General features: G+C 50.5%; 11 protein-coding genes and 2 pseudogenes. 2 read left to right on the top strand and 11 right to left on the bottom strand.

What is annotated here, in order from left to right; all coding sequences use genetic code 11:
• The 3 genes from ribD to BWI93_RS16590 all read right to left on the bottom strand — a co-directional run bounded on the left by ribD (position 1) and on the right by BWI93_RS16590 (position 2,229).
• A complete protein-coding gene (gene ribD, locus BWI93_RS16600) occupies positions 1–1,017 on the bottom strand; it encodes a bifunctional diaminohydroxyphosphoribosylaminopyrimidine deaminase/5-amino-6-(5-phosphoribosylamino)uracil reductase RibD (protein WP_094813269.1) in 1,017 nt (338 codons plus the stop codon).
• Between the two features lie 109 nt (positions 1,018–1,126).
• Positions 1,127–1,615 (bottom strand): hypothetical protein, encoded by a 489-nt coding sequence (locus BWI93_RS16595; RefSeq protein WP_094813267.1) that lies wholly within the window; start codon positions 1,613–1,615, stop codon positions 1,127–1,129.
• A 56-nt stretch (positions 1,616–1,671) separates the two neighbouring features.
• The gene (locus BWI93_RS16590; protein WP_094813265.1) at positions 1,672–2,229 is read right to left on the bottom strand and encodes a hypothetical protein; all 558 of its coding nucleotides are present in this window, start codon (positions 2,227–2,229) and stop codon (positions 1,672–1,674) included.
• 247 nt (positions 2,230–2,476) lie between these two features.
• On the opposite strand from BWI93_RS16590, the gene mutS reads away from it, so the two are divergent.
• Entirely contained in the window at positions 2,477–5,116 is a 2,640-nt protein-coding gene (gene mutS / locus BWI93_RS16585) for a DNA mismatch repair protein MutS (protein WP_094813263.1), read from the top strand.
• Positions 5,117–5,206: 90 nt separating this feature from the next.
• On the opposite strand, the gene BWI93_RS16580 is transcribed toward mutS, so the two are convergent.
• The 5 genes and pseudogenes from BWI93_RS16580 to crtD all read right to left on the bottom strand — a co-directional run bounded on the left by BWI93_RS16580 (position 5,207) and on the right by crtD (position 13,617).
• Complete coding sequence (locus BWI93_RS16580) at positions 5,207–6,163, bottom strand: MBL fold metallo-hydrolase (RefSeq protein ID WP_094813261.1); 957 nt, start codon at positions 6,161–6,163, stop codon at positions 5,207–5,209.
• A gap of 109 nt (positions 6,164–6,272) precedes the next feature.
• Complete coding sequence (locus BWI93_RS16575) at positions 6,273–7,139, bottom strand: glycerophosphodiester phosphodiesterase family protein (RefSeq protein WP_094813259.1); 867 nt, start codon at positions 7,137–7,139, stop codon at positions 6,273–6,275.
• Positions 7,140–7,368: 229 nt separating this feature from the next.
• Positions 7,369–8,927: pseudogene (gene odhB, locus BWI93_RS16570) on the bottom strand (2-oxoglutarate dehydrogenase complex dihydrolipoyllysine-residue succinyltransferase).
• Positions 8,928–9,021: 94 nt separating this feature from the next.
• Positions 9,022–11,805, bottom strand: coding sequence for a 2-oxoglutarate dehydrogenase E1 component (locus tag BWI93_RS16565; RefSeq protein WP_094813257.1), 2,784 nt, complete (start codon positions 11,803–11,805; stop codon positions 9,022–9,024).
• 336 nt (positions 11,806–12,141) lie between these two features.
• Complete coding sequence (crtD, locus tag BWI93_RS16560) at positions 12,142–13,617, bottom strand: 1-hydroxycarotenoid 3,4-desaturase CrtD (RefSeq protein ID WP_094813255.1); 1,476 nt, start codon at positions 13,615–13,617, stop codon at positions 12,142–12,144.
• A 201-nt stretch (positions 13,618–13,818) separates the two neighbouring features.
• On the opposite strand from crtD, the gene BWI93_RS16555 reads away from it, so the two are divergent.
• A complete protein-coding gene (locus BWI93_RS16555) occupies positions 13,819–15,081 on the top strand; it encodes a dipeptidase (protein WP_094813253.1) in 1,263 nt (420 codons plus the stop codon).
• Positions 15,082–15,289: 208 nt separating this feature from the next.
• On the opposite strand, the gene BWI93_RS16550 is transcribed toward BWI93_RS16555, so the two are convergent.
• The 3 genes and pseudogenes from BWI93_RS16550 to BWI93_RS16540 all read right to left on the bottom strand — a co-directional run bounded on the left by BWI93_RS16550 (position 15,290) and on the right by BWI93_RS16540 (position 19,101).
• Positions 15,290–17,500: a xanthine dehydrogenase family protein molybdopterin-binding subunit gene (locus tag BWI93_RS16550; protein ID WP_094813251.1), complete on the bottom strand. Its 2,211-nt coding sequence runs from the start codon at positions 17,498–17,500 to the stop codon at positions 15,290–15,292.
• 4 nt (positions 17,501–17,504) lie between these two features.
• A pseudogene (locus BWI93_RS16545) lies at positions 17,505–18,490 on the bottom strand (xanthine dehydrogenase family protein subunit M).
• A complete protein-coding gene (locus BWI93_RS16540; RefSeq protein WP_094813249.1) occupies positions 18,487–19,101 on the bottom strand; it encodes a (2Fe-2S)-binding protein in 615 nt (204 codons plus the stop codon). Before BWI93_RS16540 ends, BWI93_RS16545 begins: the two are co-directional and overlap by 4 nt.
• Positions 19,102–19,301: the final 200 nt, after the last annotated feature.

Here is a 19,301-nt window from a genome sequence, read left to right as displayed (position 1 = left end):
TTACAGCGGTGCCCATATACTGAGTTCGTCCGTCAACAGACGATCTTTCTGAAGCAGGGTACCGCAGAAATCCGGGGCGGCCAGACCGGAGCCGAGACGAACCGAACTGCGGAAAATCCGAATTTCATCCCACAGATTCTGTTCGATGAAGGATTGCAACAGGGTAGGGCCGCCCTCGATCACCACACTTTGAATGGACCGCTGCCGTAAATCCTGGATCAGAGTGAGCAAATCCCAGGAATCTGGTATCACCCACCGCGTACGTTCCGTCTGGCGAGTTTCGCGTTGATTATACACCAGCGTTACCTGCGAATCATCCAGAAAATGAAAGGTATCCGGTAGGCTCAATGTCCGATCCAGACCAATCCGAACGGGATTGCGACCCGGCCAGAGGCGAGCATTCAATTGCGGATTATCGGCCTGAAGGGTACGTGTTCCAACCAGAAAAGCGTCTTCTTCTGTCCGCCATTTGTGCAACAGTCGCCGGGAAACGGCATTGGAAATCTGGATCGGCTGGCCTTCGCGTCCGGCCAGATAGCCGTCCGCCGTTTCCGCCCATTTCAGGATTAAAAAGGGGCGGTTCTTTTCAAAATACGTGAAGAAACGGCGATTAATGCGACGACCCTCAGCGGCTAAAACCCCCGTTTCGACCTCAATACCCGCTTCCCGTAATTTCCGGATACCCCGACCCGCCACCAGCGGATTCGGATCATCGTTACAAATCACTACCCGTCGCACGCCTTCACTGACAAGCCGATCGGCACAGGGCGGCGTTTTGCCGTAGTGTGAACAAGGTTCGAGCGTTACATATACGGTCGCTTGCGGGAGTAAGTCCCGTTCGGTAACGTCGTTCAGAGCATTGACTTCCGCGTGAGCCTGTCCATACTGTCGGTGCCAGCCTTCACCGATAATCCGGTTTTCGTGCACAATCACACAACCGACCATGGGGTTCGGTGCCACGGTACCCTGTCCTAGCTGGGCCAGTTCCAGAGCCCGTTGCATGAAAAGTTCGTCCATCAATGCGTGTTTTTCACTAGTCAAAAAGCGAATATACGATCATACGCAAAAGACGCTGATCAAACGAGTTCGTTTCACCAGCGTCTTTCCTAAATTCTGACCTTGTTTATTACTTCAACAGAGCTTCAGCCTGCGTTTTAGCGGCTTTCAGTTCGGTTTGAATCTGCTCGATATTTTTCTTGATTTCTTTCTGAATTTCGACGTGTTGCTCGGGCGTTACATCGGGAGCTTTTTTATGCTCGTGGTGGTGATGGTGTTCCCCTTCGCCATGGCCTTCGTGTTCATGCTCGTGCTTATGTTCCATGCCCGGAACCGTCACCAGGTTTTCTTCCCAGGCTTTGAAGTCCGTTTTTACTTTATCCAGAGCGGCTACAGCCGAAGCAAAGGCTGCCGTGTCTTTCGCGGCGATCTGTTTGTTGGCCAGAGCGGATTGCAGGCTATCCAGTGATTCTACTTCGGGCTCAATACTTTCCATGATTTCATGAGCTTCGTTGTGAATAGCTGCCGCTTCTTTCAGCTGGGGATTTTCCTTTTCCTGACAGGAAAACAGCAGCAAACCGACGAGCAGAGCCGACAGAGGGAGAAAACGTTTGATCATAGCAGGGATTAATTAGACTTCGCAAGATTAGGACAAAAGCAGGAGAAAACCATTCGTTACTGGTAGCTGACTTCCGTCAGTTCCAGGCCCTGATTACGAAGGTCCTGCAGCAACTGGTCTTTATTGATTTTTCGAAAATCGTAACGTAAGGAAATCACTCCCGCCTGTACGGGCTTCAACTGCAGGACCCCATCCACATTTTCCAGACTTTTTTCCAGCATTTGTGGCGTCGTATCGTCCGACAGGGCCAGTGTTACTTTCCGGGCGTTGAACACCCGTTGTACCTGAGCCGTCGCCATTTTCTGGTCATTGGACATCAGCCATTCGTGCGGAATGCTCCAGGCCACTACCGAGAACACTAATAAGAACCAGAAAATCGCCCGTTCGTAACGTAAACGCGGACTAGGCTGATGCTGTACGTATAAATGATAAAAAGACCAACTCATTAAGAGTACCTGAAAACCAACTAAGTACCAGCGGTAATCCAATACCCAACTCAGTACCGACGAAGAACCGCTCAGGCCCAGTACTGCTGCCAGCAAAGGCAACAGACAGCACAGCCAGTGAGCAATCACCGTGAGTACGGAAGTGGATGCATATACGATCGATTTCATAGCTTTCTGCAACTTGGTTGCAAAATTACAATTTTCTCGGCGAACAAGTTCCGATTTATCCTAAAAAAATCAGACGACCCTTTAAGGTGTGACCTGATTCACAGGGAGGATTATTTCAGCAGGTCTGCCCGTTGGCCTTGTCAAGCGACCTCTTCCGGCCGTATCTTTGTCTTCTATCCATTGTTTATTTGGTCAGGAAAAAGGCTCGTTTACGGAGCTTTTCACTGACCCAACGACTGAAGTGACTATGGCTCGTCCATCCAAGGAAGGTGCAGGGAAGCAGGAGAAGGAAACCCCTCTGAATCGGCAGTATAATCAAATCAAAACGCAATACCCGGGAGCTATTCTCTTGTTCCGGGTGGGCGATTTTTACGAAACGTTTGGGGAAGATGCCGTAAGGGCCAGTAAGATTCTGGGAATTACGCTCACCAAACGAAACAACGGTACCTCGGGCGAAACGCCCCTGGCCGGTTTTCCCCATCACTCACTGGATAATTACCTGCCCAAGCTGGTACGGGCGGGCGAACGCGTCGCCATCTGCGACCAGCTTGAAGATCCGGCTACGGCCAAAGGCATCGTACGGCGGGGCGTTACGGAGCTGGTGACACCGGGTGTTTCTTTTAACGACAACGTACTCGACGTTCGGCGGAACAATTACCTGGCAGCCGTGCATTTTCAAAAAGACGTAATCGGCATTTCCTTTCTGGACGTTTCGACGGGTGAATTTCTGACTACGCAGGGCAATGCGGCTTATGTCGAAAAATTACTGCAAAGTTTTAGTCCGGCGGAAATACTCTTTTGTAAGAAAAATCGCTCGGAGTTTCAGGGCTTTTTCGGAGAGCAATTCAATACGTATCAACTGGAAGACTGGGCTTTTACGCACGATTTTGCGTATCCCTTACTGACGGCTCATTTTAATACTACGACGCTCAAAGGCTTTGGGGTGGAAAACCTCACCGAGGGGATCGTTGCAGCGGGGGTTATTTTGCACTACCTAGCCGAAACTGAGCACCGCGATGTCGGGCATATTACCCGATTGACACGTCTGGAAGAAGATAAGTACGTCTGGCTGGATCGTTTCACGATTCGCAACCTGGAACTGGTAACGGCTCAGCAGGAGAACGGTGTACCGCTTATTCAGATTCTCGATCAGACGCTGACGCCAATGGGAGCCCGCATGCTGCGGAAGTGGCTGGTACTACCGCTGAAGGAACTAAAACCCATTCATGAGCGACTCAATACGGTCGATCTACTGTTGCAGGATACCGAACTGGCTGAAACGCTGGATACGCACCTTCGGCAAATCGGCGATCTGGAGCGTTTGATTTCCAAAGTAGCCGTTCGCCGGATCAATCCCCGGGAAATGCTGGCTCTTAAACGGGCTTTGTCGCACGTCGGACCGATTCGGAATTTTCTGCTCCAGCACAGTGCCACCCAGCCCTTACTGCGGAAGTACGCCGAACAACTAAATACCTGCGAATCGTTGCTCGAAAAGATTGAAACGGAATTACGCGAAGATCCGCCGCTGGTGACCAACCTGGGTAACATGATCAAATCGGGCGTGGATAACGAGTTGGATCAGTTGCATCAGATTGCCTATGCAGGAAAGGATTTTCTGGTGAATATTCAGAACCGGGAGATCACGAATACGGGCATCACCTCGCTGAAAATCGCGTATAATAAAGTGTTTGGGTATTATCTGGAAGTGACGAATGCTCACAAGAATCGCGTACCTGCCGAGTGGATTCGTAAGCAAACGCTCGTCAATGCGGAACGCTATATTACGCCTGAACTGAAAGAATACGAGGATCAGATTTTGAATGCCGAGGATAAAATCTTCGTCATTGAACAACGCATCTTCAACGAACTGATCCAAACAGCCAGTGAGTACGTAAGTCCCATTCAGCAAAATGCCCGAGTACTGGCGGTGCTGGATGCTTTACTAAGTTTCGCGAAAATTGCTCAAAAGAATAAGTACGCCAAACCGGAAGTAAACGAGGGCAAAGCGATTCGGATTACAGCGGGTCGACACCCGGTGATCGAACAGCAGTTACCCATGGGCGAAAGCTACGTACCGAACGATTTAACGCTGGACGACGAAGAGCAGCAAATCATCATGATTACGGGTCCCAACATGGCGGGGAAATCGGCTTTACTACGACAAACGGCCCTGATCGTGCTGATGGCTCAAATCGGTAGTTTCGTTCCGGCCACTGCCGCCGATATTGGATTGGTCGATAAGGTCTTCACGCGGGTAGGGGCTTCCGATAATTTGAGCCGCGGGGAGAGCACATTCATGGTGGAAATGACCGAAACGGCGAGTATTCTCAATAACCTCAGCGACCGTAGTCTGGTCCTGATGGATGAGATTGGACGGGGTACAAGTACCTACGACGGCGTAAGTATTGCCTGGGGAATTACCGAGTATCTGCATAGCCTGCCGAATGCACGCCCGAAAACGCTTTTCGCTACGCACTACCACGAACTCAACCAATTGGCGGAGGATTTCCCCCGAATCAAAAACTTCAACGTTTCCGTGAAGGAATCGGGGAACAAGGTGATTTTCCTGCGGAAGCTGAAACCCGGTGGGTCAGAGCATAGTTTTGGTATCCACGTAGCCCAGATGGCAGGTATGCCGGGAGCCGTAGTTAATCGGGCGAACGAAATTCTGGCTCACCTTGAACAGGATCACATCAAGGAAAACCATACCGAACGCATGCGGGAAGTACCCAAAGCCACGCCAGCCTTTCAGATGAGTTTATTCGGGGCAGAAAAAGATCCGCGTTTTGAAAAAGTGGAAGAGCTGCTGTCGCGGATCGACGTCAACACGCTGACGCCGATTGAAGCCCTGTTGAAGCTAAATGAGATCAAGCGATTGATGGAATAAAGTCTGGAAACGAAGTTCGAGATTCGTTTTCTCCGGAAATCAAAAAGCCCGACGAATGTTCTTCGTCGGGCTTTTTGATGTTAGATCAAGCTATTTTCGTAAGCGATTCCAGGCCAATAAGCTTAGGCCCGCTACCGCCCCGATGGCCAGACCTTTGGCTACCCAGTACGAGATCGGTGTTGGCATAGACACAATACCATTTTCATCCGTATGAGCCGGGTGATTGATATAGCGACTGGAGCCAGGTAGAGCTCGGGTATCAAATTCGTCGGAAAGCTCCTGTAACTGCGACCGCCACTCTTTACCCCGCAGGGCTTTGCCGTGACCCGTACCTACGGCACTGGGTTTAAGCTGAGCTAGTCGGCGGACGGACTTCTTCGCTGCCCGCCAATCGCAGGTAAAGTAGCTCGGTGGTCCGTGTAGTTCCAGCTTCTGGGTAGCTACGGAGAATACTGAATTCTGATTGGTGGTTACAAAAGCATCTCCGGCAATCAGAACTTTATCTTTATCCCGGAATAACGATACGTGTCCGGGAGCGTGACCGGGCGTATGGATGAACCGCCAGTCAGGCAGTTCCTCGATAAAACCATCGTGCGGGATAGGCTGCACCCGACCTGAAATGTCGAGCGGACGCGTTGGAAATAAAAACGAGAGGGCTGCCATCGCACCATTACCCGCCGTTGGATCTGGTGGTGGGTAATGTGATTTTCCCGTCAGGAATGGCATTTCCAGCGGATGAGCATACACCGGGATATTTCCCCAAGTTTTTAACAAGTCTTCCAGTGCTCCGGTATGATCGAAGTGACCGTGGGTAAGCACAATAGCCTGCGGCGGATTGTCTTTACCAAAACGCGTTTCCGCCTCTTTGATGAGACGACTGGCTGAGTTTGGAATCGCGGCATCGACCAGTACCCAGGGGTTGCCTTCCCCCGGTTTGCCAATCATGTACACGTTGACAAACACTACCTTAATACCCGCTACGTCATCGGCTACATCGTATTCCGATCCGTGCGTTTGGGTTTTTTCTTCCAGCAGTTCCTTTTCCATAGGTTGGTTTTTTAGGGCAGCTATCCTGAAAAAGCCATACCAATGAAATAGCCCTAAATAAAATAGCCCGCACGCGGCGGGCTATTTTGAGAAGCTGATTTTCAGTCTACTATTTCTTTTGTAAAGCCTTCGCCATTTCCAGGGGACGGTCGGTGGACATAATATCCGCTCCGTTTTTGGCAAAATTGACGTATACCTGATCGCCTTTGGCCTGGGCCATTTTATCGAGGTTACCCAGCGTTCCTAAAATGCAGGAAATACCTTTTTTGTGCAGAAAAGCGTAATGCTCGGCAGACGGCTCTCGGGTTCCCACGAAGGCTACCATCCGATTGTCAGGAATCCCCAGATCGTGGTGACGATTGTATTCGGCTTCGTTCCGGATGGTTACGGAAATCATCAGACTGGGATCTAATCTGTAGACTTTTGCGGCATCCTGGGCATTATACGTAATGACGACGCAGTTGTCTTCCGTATGGGTGCGGTGAATCAGGTCTACCACTTTTTCAAAAGGTACCGTGCGTTTCACGTCCAGCGTATAAATCACTTTGCCTTTCCCCCAGTTCAATACCTGCTCCAGCGTAGGCATCCGGAATTTGGTCGTAGTACCGGCGTTATCTTTCAGATGTAGACTTTGGGTATAGGCGTACGAAACTGCGTTGAGTTTGCCTTTTCCGGTCGTCGTACGGTCCAGTACGTCGTCGTGTAGCATTACGAGTACGCTGTCCTGTGTTAATCCAATGTCACATTCGATAATCATGGCTGCCTGTTTCGCCAGATACGCAAACGATTCAAGGCAGTTTTCGGGATAACCCGGGTAGTCGCCACCGCCCCGGTGAGCACTGATGAGCGTTGGTTTACCGGCTTCGGGTTTCAGGTACTCGGAAAGCCCCTGTTTGGGTACGCGAAGGTACGTTTTTGGAGCACAGCCCAGCAAAAAAGCCAGACAAAAGGCCAGCAGGCCAAAACGGGTAAGCATGGGAAGTTTACAGTTTGCGGTTTACAGTTTTCAGGATGGCATTTCCGTCGCTGTATTCCAATCAATTGAAAATAGTATTAGCCGTTTTATGTATGATTTACAGAGTTAACCTCTCCGTTACTGTATTAGCATGAACTGAAAACAGTAAACAGTCAACTGACAACTAAAACTGAAATCCCCGCCTCAGGTAAGCCGAAAGCGGGGATTGAGTACTAAGTAGGATAGCGTCCTAAACGTCGAGTAACAGACGAGCGGGATCTTCCAGCAGTTGTTTCACGCGTACCAGGAAGCTTACGGATTCTTTACCGTCGATGATGCGGTGATCGTAGCTCAGGGCGATGTACATCATCGGACGAATTACGATTTCTTTGTTCACCACTACCGGACGCTCGATGATGTTGTGCATCCCGAGAATCGCTACCTGCGGAGCGTTGATGATCGGCGTAGACATCATGGAACCGAATACACCACCATTAGTGATCGTAAACGTACCGCCTGACATATCTTCGATCGTCAGCTTATTGTCACGGGCTTTTACCGCCAGCTCAATAATGCCTTTCTCGATACCGGCGAAGCTCAGCTGATCCGCATTACGCAGAATCGGAACCACCAGACCACGCTCGGTTGATACGGCTACGGAAATATCCACGTAGTCATGGTAAACGATTTCATCGCCATCGATGGAAGCGTTTACAGCCTGGAATTCTTTCAGGGCTACGCAAACGGCTTTCGCAAAGAAGGACATGAAGCCCAAACCAACGCCGTGTTTTTCTTTGAATTTGTCCTTGAACTTCGACCGCAGTTCCATGATCGGCTGCATGTCCACTTCGTTGAACGTAGTCAGCATGGCTGTTTCGTTCTTCACGGCTACCAGTCGGCGAGCGATGGTTTTCCGCAGCGAAGTCATGCGTTGACGACGTTCCGCCCGTCCACCCGCAGCTGCAGGGGCCGCCGCAGGCTGGGGAGCCGGAGCGGCCTTGGGAGCTTCGGCTTTCGCCGCAGGAGCCGGGGCCGAAGTGGCTTTCAAAGCATCCGCTTTGGTGATTTTTCCACCTTCGCCGGAACCCTGAATGTCTTTCGGGTTGATGCCTTTATCCGCCAGAATAGCCGCCGCTACGGGCGTTACGCCACTGGCTTTATCCGCTACCGGGGCCGAAGAGCCTCCTGAAGCCGGGGCTGCTGCCGGAGCCGCCGCCGGAGCACCTGCACCTACCGTAATGGTAGCTACCACTGCACCGATTTCAAGCGTAGAGCCGGGTTCGGCGATAATATGCAGCGTACCTGCCGCTTCCGCGGGCAGTTCGAACGTAGCTTTATCGGATTCCAGTTCGCAGAGGATTTCGTCCATTTTCACGAAATCGCCTTCTTTTTTATTCCAGTTGGCAATGGTAGCTCGGTAACCGATTCGCCCATTACCGGAATTTTCACTTCAATGGTTTTGGTCTCTTCCGCCTTTGCTTCAGGGGCAGGAGCCGGAGCGGCTTCGGGAGCCTGACCGTTGCTGGAGGCCGCCGCCGGAGCTTCTTCTTGAGGAGCTTCGGGAGCTGCACCGTCCGTTGAGATCGAGCAGATGGGTGCTCCGATGGCGAGCGTATCACCTTCTTTCGCCAGGATACGCAGCACACCCGCCGCTTCAGCGGGTAGCTCGAAAGTAGCCTTGTCAGACTCTAACTCGCATAATACCTCATCCATCTTTACCGTATCGCCATCTTTTTTATTCCAGGTGGCGATGGTAACCTCGGTGACGGATTCCCCCACGACGGGGACTTTCATTTCGATGATTGCCATGATTGGGTACTTCCCAGGAGGGAGGATTCGTTCGGTTTTATAATCAAATGGCCGAATTCAGGCTAAACGCCACCTGAATTCGGCTTTTTATTGGTTAAGCAAAGGCTTCCTGAATGAGGGCTGCCTGTTCTTCACTGTGTGTTTTGAGGAACCCGGTGGCCGGTGAAGCGGACGTTTTACGCGAAATTACTTCCATACCAACGCCACAACCAAATTCACGTAAGATAAACGACCAGTAGCCCATGTTTTTGGGTTCTTCCTGTACCCAGTACACTTTCGCTTTGGCGTATTTGCCCAGTTCCTGTTGAATCTGTTTCAGTGGTAGCGGATGCAGTTGTTCAACCCGAACAATCGCTACGTCTTTCCGCTGATCTTTCTGCTGTTTGTCGAGTAAGTCGTAATATACTTTACCCGTACACAACAGGACTTTCTTGACCTCTTTCGGATTCACGTACGAATCGCCAATCACTTCCCGGAAGCCACCTTTCGTCAGATCTTCAAGCGGGGATACGTTAAGCGGATGACGCAGCATGGATTTGGGGGACATGATCACCAGCGGTTTCCGGAAATCCCAGGTCAGCTGACGCCGCATGAGGTGGAAAATGTTGGCGGGTGTCGTCACGTTGGCTACCACCATGTTGTAATCCCCGCACAACTGCAGGAAGCGTTCGGGGCGGGCATTCGAGTGCTCCGGACCCTGACCTTCGTAGCCGTGGGGCAGTAACATCACCAGACCGTTTTGCAGACCCCATTTCGATTCGCAGGAGCTGACAAACTGGTCAATAATGATTTGAGCACCGTTGGCGAAATCACCAAACTGAGCTTCCCAGATTACCAAAGCGTGAGCGTTGGCCATGGAGTAACCAAACTCAAAGCCGAGCACACCGTATTCCGAAAGGAGGGAGTTGAAGATTTGCATCTGCTCCTGACCTTCTTCGATGTGGTCAATCTGCGTATAGGTCTTGTTATTCTCGGCGTCGTGCAGAACCGCATGACGGTGGCTAAAGGTGCCCCGTTGTACGTCCTGACCCGTCATCCGTACCGTTTTGCCTTCCATCAGCAACGAACCGTAGGCCATCAGCTCAGCCGTGGCCCAGTTCACCTGACCGTTTTCTTCCAGTAATTTCTTCCGGTCGGAAATCAGTTTGTCGATCTGCTTGAGCGGTTTAAAACCTTCAGGCAGCGTCGTCAGGGCTTTGAAAATTTTATCCAGATTCTCGCGGGAAACGCTCGTATCGGGTGACTGTTCAAAATCTTCCGCCGAACCATACCGCAGGGCTTTCCAGTCTTCGTCGAGTTTGAGCGGATGGAACACGGGAGCTTCGGCCTGCTTTACGCCATCCAGACGATCCTGTAGGAATTGCTTGAATTCGGCTTCCATGCCCTTGGCCAGCTTGGCATCTACTTTACCACGGCTAACCAGTTGCTCGTTATAGAGTTCGAGTACGTTCTTGTGCAGTTTGATCTGCGAGTACATCGTCGGTTGGGTGAACGCCGGTTCATCCGATTCATTGTGTCCCCAGCGACGGTAGCAAAGCATATTGATGAATACGTCCTGATTGAATTCCTGACGGTATTCAACGGCCATTTTCGATACGAACATCACGGCTTCCGGATCGTCCCCGTTCACGTGGAATACGGGAGCGTCGATGATTTTGGCAATGTCCGTACAGTAAATCGCCGAACGACCTTCCGCCGCATCCGTCGTAAAACCAATCTGGTTGTTAATGACGAAGTGAATGGTACCCCCCGTTTTGTAGGCGGGAAGTTTCGCCATTTGCGTCACTTCATACACAATACCCTGACCCGCTACGGCGGCATCGCCGTGAATCAGGATGGGCATAACCTTGTCGTAATCGCCTTCGAAAATTCCGTCGGCCCGGCTGCGTACGAAACCTTCCACCACGGGGTTTACCGTTTCCAGGTGCGAAGGGTTCGGAGCCAGTTTCAGGCTTACTTCCGTTCCTTTGGGCGTTACGTGGGTGCTTGAATAACCCAGGTGATATTTTACGTCTCCACCAAAGTTGATGTCGTTGGGGAGGTTATCTTCCAGTTCAGGTACCTGTCCTACGAAACCACTGATGATTTCATCGTAGGATTTATGCATGATGTTTACCAGCACGTTCAGACGGCCCCGGTGAGCCATCCCGATCATCACTTCTTTCACGCCCATGTCGGCAGAGGTATTGATGATCGTATCCAGGGAAGAAATCGTTGCTTCACCACCTTCGAGCGAGAAGCGTTTCTGACCCAGGAATTTGGTGTGCAGGAATTGCTCGAACGTAACGGCTTCGTTGAGTTTCTTCAGAATGCGTTCTTTTTCTTCTTTCGTCGGATCGAATACCAGAGCGGCTTTCTCAATCTGATTCCGCAGCCACTCTTTTTCTTCCATGTTCCGCACGTACATGTACTCGAAACCAATGTTGCCCGCGTAGATTTTCTCCAGAGCAGCCATGATTTCGCGTAAGGTAGCCGAACGACCCAGCAAGAAGTGACCGGCTTCGAAAACCGTATCCAGATCTTTCTCGGAAAGTTTGTAATCTTCCAGCGTCAGGCGGGCCTCTACGTTACGATCGTAACCCAGCGGATTCGTTTTCGCCAGCAAGTGACCGCGTGAACGGTACGCTTTGATCAAACTCAGTACCGAGCCTTCTTTCGCAATAAGGCCCGCATCGGCTGGTTTAGCCTGACCGTTAGAAGTTCCGTTGGAAGCAACGCCATTGGTGGCTCCTTTTTCACCGTAAATGACGGAAAAATCGTAGCCTTTAAAGAAGTTTTGCCAGCTCGTATCGACACTGGAAGGGTCCTGTTGGTATTTATCGTACAAGTCGGAAATGTAATCCACGTCCGCATTGGCGATATATGAATATTGGTCCATATCTGAAAACTGCTCGAATAATTGGGCAAAGGTAGGGGATGCAAAAGACTGAGAAGGAAAATAATCTCAAATTTCCTTAAAATTTCCGCCAAAAAGGTATAGCTTGAAAAAACACACATTTGTCGCGAGCTCTAAAGCAAGCTTTAGCAGCTTTAAACGACGGGCTAAGGATACGGTTGCATGGGTTGGTGGTTTGATGATTCAGTGCAGTCAAAGCATTGGTTAAGAAGTAAAAGCCTTTTGTTAACGGGAATTTCTCGCTGAGAAAAGCTTTTGGTTCTGTAACGTTATACAAATGATTTTGTTCAATAATTGTTGAATAAGCCCCGGTACTTTCTAGCGACCGGTTTCGGGAACCATTCCGGCGACAATACGGGCTGAAAATAAACACAACGGAATTCCGCCGCCCGGATGTACGCTACCGCCTACGAAATACAAATTTTTGATACGGGACGAAAAATTGGGGTGCCGCAAAAAGGCCGCAAACCGATTATTAGACGACGTTCCGTAGAGGGCTCCCTGATAGGAAGAGGTACGAAGTTCAATACTTCGGGGATCCAGTACCGATTCACTCTCAATCAGTGGTTCTACGTCTACCCCCAAACTGCGACTTATTTTAGCCAGTACTTCCTGTCGGGTCTGGGCAATGATGGTGTCCCAGTCCTGCCCCTCGTTGGCGGGAGCGTTGATAAGTACAAACCAGTTTTCACCGCCTGCGGGGGCGTCATCCTTCTTGATTTTCGAGCTGATGTGCAGGTATACCGTGGGGTCGTAGTAAATAGTTTTATACTGAAACTGGTGCTCGAATTCGGCCTTGTAATCGTTCGAAAAGAAAATATTATGTACGCCCAGTTCCGCAAATTCCCGCCGTACGCCCCAATAAAAGATCAGCCCTGAGCCCGAACGGGGTTGTTGCAACGTACGTTCCGGAGCTTTCTCCGTAGGAAGCAATTTTCGGTACGTGGGCGTAATGTCCATGTTTGAGACAACTATACTACAGGGAATTTCCTGACCCTGCACCACCACACCGACGGCTTTGCCATCGCGTACCTGAATGCGTTCCACTTTGGACTGGTACCGAAACTGAACCCCTTTTCGTTCGGCCAGAGCGATCAGACTTTCGGTGATACTGACCATCCCTTTTTTCGGAAAATACGCTCCGATGTTGTACTCCAGATGCGGAATCATGTTGAGCAACGCGGGCGTCTGATACGGATCGGAGCCGTTATACGTTGCGTAACGGTTGAAGAGTTGTACGACTTTCGTCTGCTGGAAACGTTGTTCGTTCGCCTGATTCATGGTACCTAAAACCCCCAGTCGTGGAAAATTCAGGTAGCCTCGCAGGGCTTTCCGACTGAGCCAAGTGGACGCTTTATGCAGGGAATCTTTCAGGAAAAGCTGTTCGGTAATGTCGTATTGAAAGGCACTGTGTTGAAGGAAGTTACGAACGTGAGCCGCTGGTTCGCCGAGGGTTTGTTCCACTTCCTGAGCAAACTGGTCCGGATTCGCCGAAGCCGTCAGCCACGTACCATCATCCCAGAAGTAATGACAGATGTCGGGCAGGCGTTCGTAGGTAAAATGCTCCCTGGGATCTTCGCCTGCCAGTATAAAAAGTTCCTCGACTAGTTGAGGCATGGTGAACAGCGAAGGCCCCGCATCGAAGCGATACCCTTTTTCTTCAAAAGCCGACAACTTGCCGCCGGGATACGTATTTGCCTCAAATACGGTAACGGGATAGCCCTTCACGGCTAAACGTATAGCGGTGGCAATACCGCCGATGCCCGCTCCGATAACGGCTGCCGTTTGGTTCATGAATTCCTACTGTTTTTGAATACGTAAGCAGAAAACAGGGGGAATGTTTAAAAAAGAATGATCGCGACTCTTCGCAAACTTATCGCTATTGTTTTTCTTGTGATCGCTATCGTTTATATCGTGATATGTGTATTTAACGAAATGTTTATACCTTTAGTGGACTATACTTCCCAATTTTAGTAAACCTTTTTATCGACGGATATGAAAAAAATTTTCCTTGCTTTACCCCTGATTGGTTTAAGCCAACTGGTATCGGCACAGCAGGATGCCAAGCTGATTGAAAAAGCCAAGAAAATTCACGCCAAGGTGTTTACGCTGGATACCCACGCCGATACGCCGATGCGGATGGTCGGAAAAGGCTTTGACATTTCGAAGGATAATACGCCCACACCCGGAGCGGTTACGGGTTTTGATTCGAAGATTGACTTTCCCCGCATGAAAAAAGGCGGCGTGGATGGCATTTTCTTCGCCGTGTACCAGGGACAGGGCCCCCGTACCCCCGAGGCCAATGCCAAAGTACAAAAAATGGCGATGACGATTCTGGACTCGATGTACGCTCAGATCAACCGACATCCGGAAATGGGCAAAATTGTAACGACCCAGGAAGAGGCGATGGCTCAGGAAAAAGCGGGCAAACGGTCGATTTTTATTGGCATGGAAAATGGCTATCAGATCGGGAACGATCTGTCGCTGCTTCAAAAGTTTTATGATCGCGGCGTACGCTACATGACGCTTTCTCACTCGGCAAATAACGATATCTGCGACTCATCGACCGATCCCAAAGGACCGGAATTCAACGGCCTGAGTCCCTTCGGCGAAAAAGTAGTGACGGAAATGAATCGTCTTGGGATGATTATCGACATTTCGCACGTATCCGACAGTACGGTGTGGGATTTAATCAAACTGTCAAAAGCTCCCATCGTCGCCACGCATTCCGATGCCTGGTCGGTACTGAACCATCCCCGAAACTTAAACGATGACTTACTACGGGCCGTTGCCAAAAAAGGCGGCGTAGTGCAGTTGAATTTACTAAGTAGCTATATTAAAGAAGCTCCCAAAAATCCCGAACGCGAGGCAGCAACGGCTGAAATCCGTAAGAAGTATACGACGGGTGGGGCCATGTCGGACGAACAAATGAAAGCCATGCGGACGGAAATGCGGGAATTGAACAAGAAATACCCTGTACCGTTGGCTACAGTGAAAGATGCAATCAATCACCTCGACCATTTTGTGAAAATCATGGGCGTGGATCATGTGGGCATCGGCGGTGATTATGACGGCGGTGGTTACCTGGCTGATTGTTTCGACATTTCTGAATACGAAAACCTGACGATTGAAATGGTTCGTCGTGGCTACAGCGAAAAGGACCTGAAAAAAATCTGGGGTGATAACTTTTTCCGGGTGATGAAGGATGTTAAGAGAGTAGGCGAGAAAATCCGGAGCGGCGACATGGCTATGCGATAAAACCGAGGATTTCAACCCACAAAAATAGAACGTCCCTGACTTGTACAGTCAGGGACGTCTTTATTAAAGGCAAGTATATCCTAATCGTTGACGCTACAAATAATAGGTTCGCTCCCTAATCTCATTGTTTATTACCTAGTGACTTGGCTATAACTTCATAGCCAATGAGGTACTAACAACCAACAACTATAACAACCACTAATTAAGCCTAAATCAACTTATCCGGCGTAATCGGTAATTCCCGAATCCGTTTTCCAGTGGCGTTGTACACCGCATTGGCAATGGCTGGAGCCATCCCAATAATGGCGATTTCGCCCAGTCCTTTGGCTCCCATGGGATTAATGTAGGGGTCTTTTTTATCGACAAACAAGACATCAATATCGGGTATGTCGGCATTGACGGGTACGTGATAATTAGCCAGATCGTTGTTGATATATCGTCCGTAGCGATGGTCAATCACGGCTTCTTCCTGTAAAGCCATGCCGATACCACCCACGGCTCCACCCATCATCTGGCTGCTGGCCGTTTTGTGATTCACAATCGTACCCGCATCTGCCACGGCTACGGCGTGTTTGACCCGGACTACGCCTGTCGTGGGGTGGACATGAACTTTCACAAAATGTACGGAGAAGGAATACATAGCAAATTTCTTCCCTTCTTCGCCCGGTTTCGCCTCCTTGGTTACTTCCAGCATCGGCAGATTATTCCGCTTTAGAATTTCCGTGTAAGCAATACTGGCCGAGCGATCGGTAGGGGAGCGAACGCGGCCTTCTTCGTAAACCAGCGTATCAACTTTGGCTTTTTTCAAAGCATTGCCCGAAAGTTCCACCAGTTGCTGACGCAAAGCCATACAGGCTTCGTGTACCGCCGAACCTACCGAGGCCACCGTCGCCGAACCACCCTGAATGGGAGCGTAAGGAAAAGCCGTTTCGCCTAATTCGAACTTGATTCGGTCGGCGGACATACCCATGACTTCAGCGGCAATTTGCACCATGGCCGTACCCGTTCCCGGACCAATATCACTGGCTGCACTTTGGATGAGCAAGGTACCATCCGCTTTGAGCTGAGCCCGGGCCGTCGCCTCGCGTCGGTGGGCTCCGAACGTACCCGTTGCCATGCCGTATCCTACCCACATGCCGTTTTCTTTTTTGCTGCGGGGTTCTTTCGGGCGGTTCGACCAGCCGATTTTATCGGCTCCCAACTGATAGGCCTCCCGAACGTGGTTACTCGACCAGGGTAAATCCTGCTCGGGGTCTTTTTCGGGATAGTTCTTCATCCGTAAGTCAATCGGGTCCATGTTCAGGGCATACGACAATTCATCAATTGCTGATTCCAAAGCAAAAGCTCCCGTCGCTTCGCCGGGTCCACGCATGGGGATCGGCGTACAAATGTCAAGCGGTACAACCCGATAGGTCGTGTTGACGTTGGGCGAACGGTACAGAAACCGCGTCATGCCCACCGTCGCTTCGGTAAACTCTTCGTAGTTACTGTTCTGAACATTGGCCCAGTGGGAAATGCCGACAAACTTTCCGTCTTTATTGGCTCCAATGCCTACTTTTTGATGCGTATGCGGTCGGTAACCCGCGATGGTAAACATCTGATCCCGCGTGATCACCAGTTTGACGGGACGCTGTACTTTCTGAGCCGCCAGTATCGTGGCAATTTCGTGCGGCCATACCCGCAGCGACATTCCGAATGCTCCCCCCACAAACTGCGAGTGAACGGATACCTTTTCTTTCGGAATCTTGAACGTATCGGCAATGACCTGCTGGGTCATCTTTACGCCCTGCGTCTTCGCGTATACGGTGATTTTGTCCGGACCTTCCCACTGAGCCAGAATACCGTGTAATTCCATTGGATTATGTACTTCCGTAGGTTGGATGTACTCGGCTTCAATCTTAACCGGGGCCGTTTGATACGCGTCTTTCTGGCCCCGTTGATAATCCTGCAGGGACTTGCTTTTGGGTGTAATCCCTTTATCCAGATTGCTTTTGAGGTCGGTTTGATGCGAAGACTTTTCGTACTGAGCGGTCACCAGTGAAGCTGCGTAGGTAGCCCGTTCAAAGGTATCTGCTACGACCATCGCGATGGGTTGGCCGTTGAAATAGACTTTGTTATCGTAAAAAGCCTTCATTCCGGGACCGCGTCCGGAAGAGGTTTTGCTCGGTTCGTCCGTTTGGTACGCGGGTGTTTTCGGAGCGTTCAGGTGGGAAAGAACCGCCAGTACACCCGGAGCACTTTCGGCCTTTTTCGTATCCAGACTCTTTATCGTTCCTTTCGTAATCGTGCTCGGAACCAGTACCCCGTAGACCAAATTGGTTACTTCAAATTCGGCGAAATATTTGGCGGCCCCCGTCACTTTCAGCTGAGCATCGACGCGACTCATGCGTCCGCCAATTCGTTCATCTTTATTTTTCATGAGCTTATGCGGTTAGGCCAGCGGCCATTTTCAAAGCTTCTACAATTGTATTAGGAGCGAGCTTGAGTTTGAAGGCATTGTACTCAAACGCCCGGCTCCGGCCATCGCCTGCTGAGCAGCCTGTTGAAATGTAGCTTCGGATACGGTTTTGCCCACCAAAGCCTTTTCCACTTCCTGCAAACGCCAGGGTTTATGAGCCACGCCACCCATCGCCAGTCGGGCCGACTTAATGGTTTTACCCTCCAGCTCCAACGCCGCCGCTACGGAGACCAACGCAAAGGCGTACGAAGCCCGATCGCGTACTTTCAGATAATGAGCGTGTTGCGTATAGGGCGAATCCGGTAGCGTTACGGCTACGATCAATTCATCTTTTTCCAGCGTATTGTCTTTTTCGGGACGATCGCCGGGCAAGCGATGAAATTCGGTGAAAGGAATGGTTCGTTCGCCTTTGGGACCTTGTACGACTACCGCAGCGTCGAGGGCTACCAACGCTACGCACATGTCACTGGGGTGGACGGCAATGCAGTGTTCGCTCGTACCGAAAATGGCATGCATGCGATTATAGCCTTCCTTGGCTCCGCAACCCGTTCCCGGCTGCCGTTTATTACAGGGCATTTCGGTATCGTAAAAATAGCCGCAACGCGTACGCTGGAGCATATTGCCACCCACCGTAGCCTTATTCCGTAATTGGGCCGAAGCCCCGGCATTGAGGGCCTGAGCCAGTAGCGGCCACTTTTCCAGGATCAGCTTGTCATCGGCTACCTGACTGTTGAGGGCCATGGCTCCGATGCGAACGCCATTGGCTACTTTTTCAATTTTATTCAGCGGTAAACGACTGATGTCGATGAGTTTATCCGGAGCCGTTACGCCCCGTTTCATCAAATCGACCAGATTGGTGCCACCCGCAATGAACTGAGCGGAAGGGTCTTTTACCAACGCTTCAAGGGCTGACTTTGCCGTAATGGCCCGGACGTATTGAAAGGCTTTCATACCGTTTGTCCTCCTTTCTTCACGTCCATAATGGCATCGACAATATTGGGATAGGCTCCGCACCGGCAGATGTTCCCACTCATGTACTCCCGGATTTCGTCTTCGGAATTCGCGTGTCCTTCGCGGATACATGCCACCGCCGACATAATCTGACCGGGCGTGCAGTAACCGCATTGAAAACCGTCGTGTTTGACGAAAGCCTCCTGCATGGGATGCAGGGTATCGCCTTTGGCCAGTCCTTCGATGGTCGTGATTTTCTTGCCTTCTTCGGTGACTGCCAGGGTCAGGCAGGAATTAATTCGCTGGCCGTCGGAATGTACGGTACAGGCTCCGCACTGGCCGTAATCGCAACCTTTTTTGGTACCCGTCAGGTGCAGTTGCTCGCGTAAAAGGTCGAGTAAGGTCGTACGCGGTTCCACGTTCAGCGTATGCTTGACCCCATTGATTTCCAGTTTCAGTGGTACTTTTTCAAAAGGAGCCGCAATTTTTTCATCCCAATTCGGGTCCTTGATCGCCTTTTCGGGGGATAGCACCAAAGCCGACAACACCGACGATTGCTTCAAAAAATCGCGGCGGGCTTCGTTTTCAATAGTCTTTTTGCTCGTTTTCATAAAGTTCTAAAAATGAAGTGTGCTTTTTAGAGGTGCTCTGTTTATTTAAATCGGGTTTCGCCCCGTAAGCACGGCTGACTGGTAGACTATAAGCAACCTTATGAACTGCTTATCAAAAATTTTGCTCTTCGTTATCCACCTGGACCGAATTTGGTTCTCTTTACTGACTGGCTAGTAGCCCGTAAGCCTTCCAGGCTGGA

The organism is Siphonobacter sp. BAB-5385 (assembly GCF_002261125.1).
Classification (GTDB): domain Bacteria; phylum Bacteroidota; class Bacteroidia; order Cytophagales; family Spirosomataceae; genus Siphonobacter.
Note: the sequence above shows the minus strand (reverse complement) of the source record. Positions and strands in the feature narration are given on the sequence as shown.

Excerpts from the sequence above, each read along its gene's own strand:
- BWI93_RS16580 (WP_094813261.1), bottom strand. The coding sequence starts at position 6,163 with ATGGAAAAGGAACTGCTGGAAGAAAAAACCCAAACGCACGGATCGGAA.
- BWI93_RS16595 (WP_094813267.1), bottom strand. The coding sequence starts at position 1,615 with ATGATCAAACGTTTTCTCCCTCTGTCGGCTCTGCTCGTCGGTTTGCTG.
- BWI93_RS16590 (WP_094813265.1), bottom strand. The coding sequence starts at position 2,229 with ATGAAATCGATCGTATATGCATCCACTTCCGTACTCACGGTGATTGCT.
- BWI93_RS16575 (WP_094813259.1), bottom strand. The coding sequence starts at position 7,139 with ATGCTTACCCGTTTTGGCCTGCTGGCCTTTTGTCTGGCTTTTTTGCTG.
- BWI93_RS16555 (WP_094813253.1), top strand. The coding sequence starts at position 13,819 with ATGAAAAAAATTTTCCTTGCTTTACCCCTGATTGGTTTAAGCCAACTG.
- BWI93_RS16540 (WP_094813249.1), bottom strand. The coding sequence starts at position 19,101 with ATGAAAACGAGCAAAAAGACTATTGAAAACGAAGCCCGCCGCGATTTT.
- ribD (WP_094813269.1), bottom strand. The coding sequence starts at position 1,017 with ATGGACGAACTTTTCATGCAACGGGCTCTGGAACTGGCCCAGCTAGGA.
- BWI93_RS16550 (WP_094813251.1), bottom strand. The coding sequence starts at position 17,500 with ATGAAAAATAAAGATGAACGAATTGGCGGACGCATGAGTCGCGTCGAT.
- BWI93_RS16565 (WP_094813257.1), bottom strand. The coding sequence starts at position 11,805 with ATGGACCAATATTCATATATCGCCAATGCGGACGTGGATTACATTTCC.
- crtD (WP_094813255.1), bottom strand. The coding sequence starts at position 13,617 with ATGAACCAAACGGCAGCCGTTATCGGAGCGGGCATCGGCGGTATTGCC.
- mutS (WP_094813263.1), top strand. The coding sequence starts at position 2,477 with ATGGCTCGTCCATCCAAGGAAGGTGCAGGGAAGCAGGAGAAGGAAACC.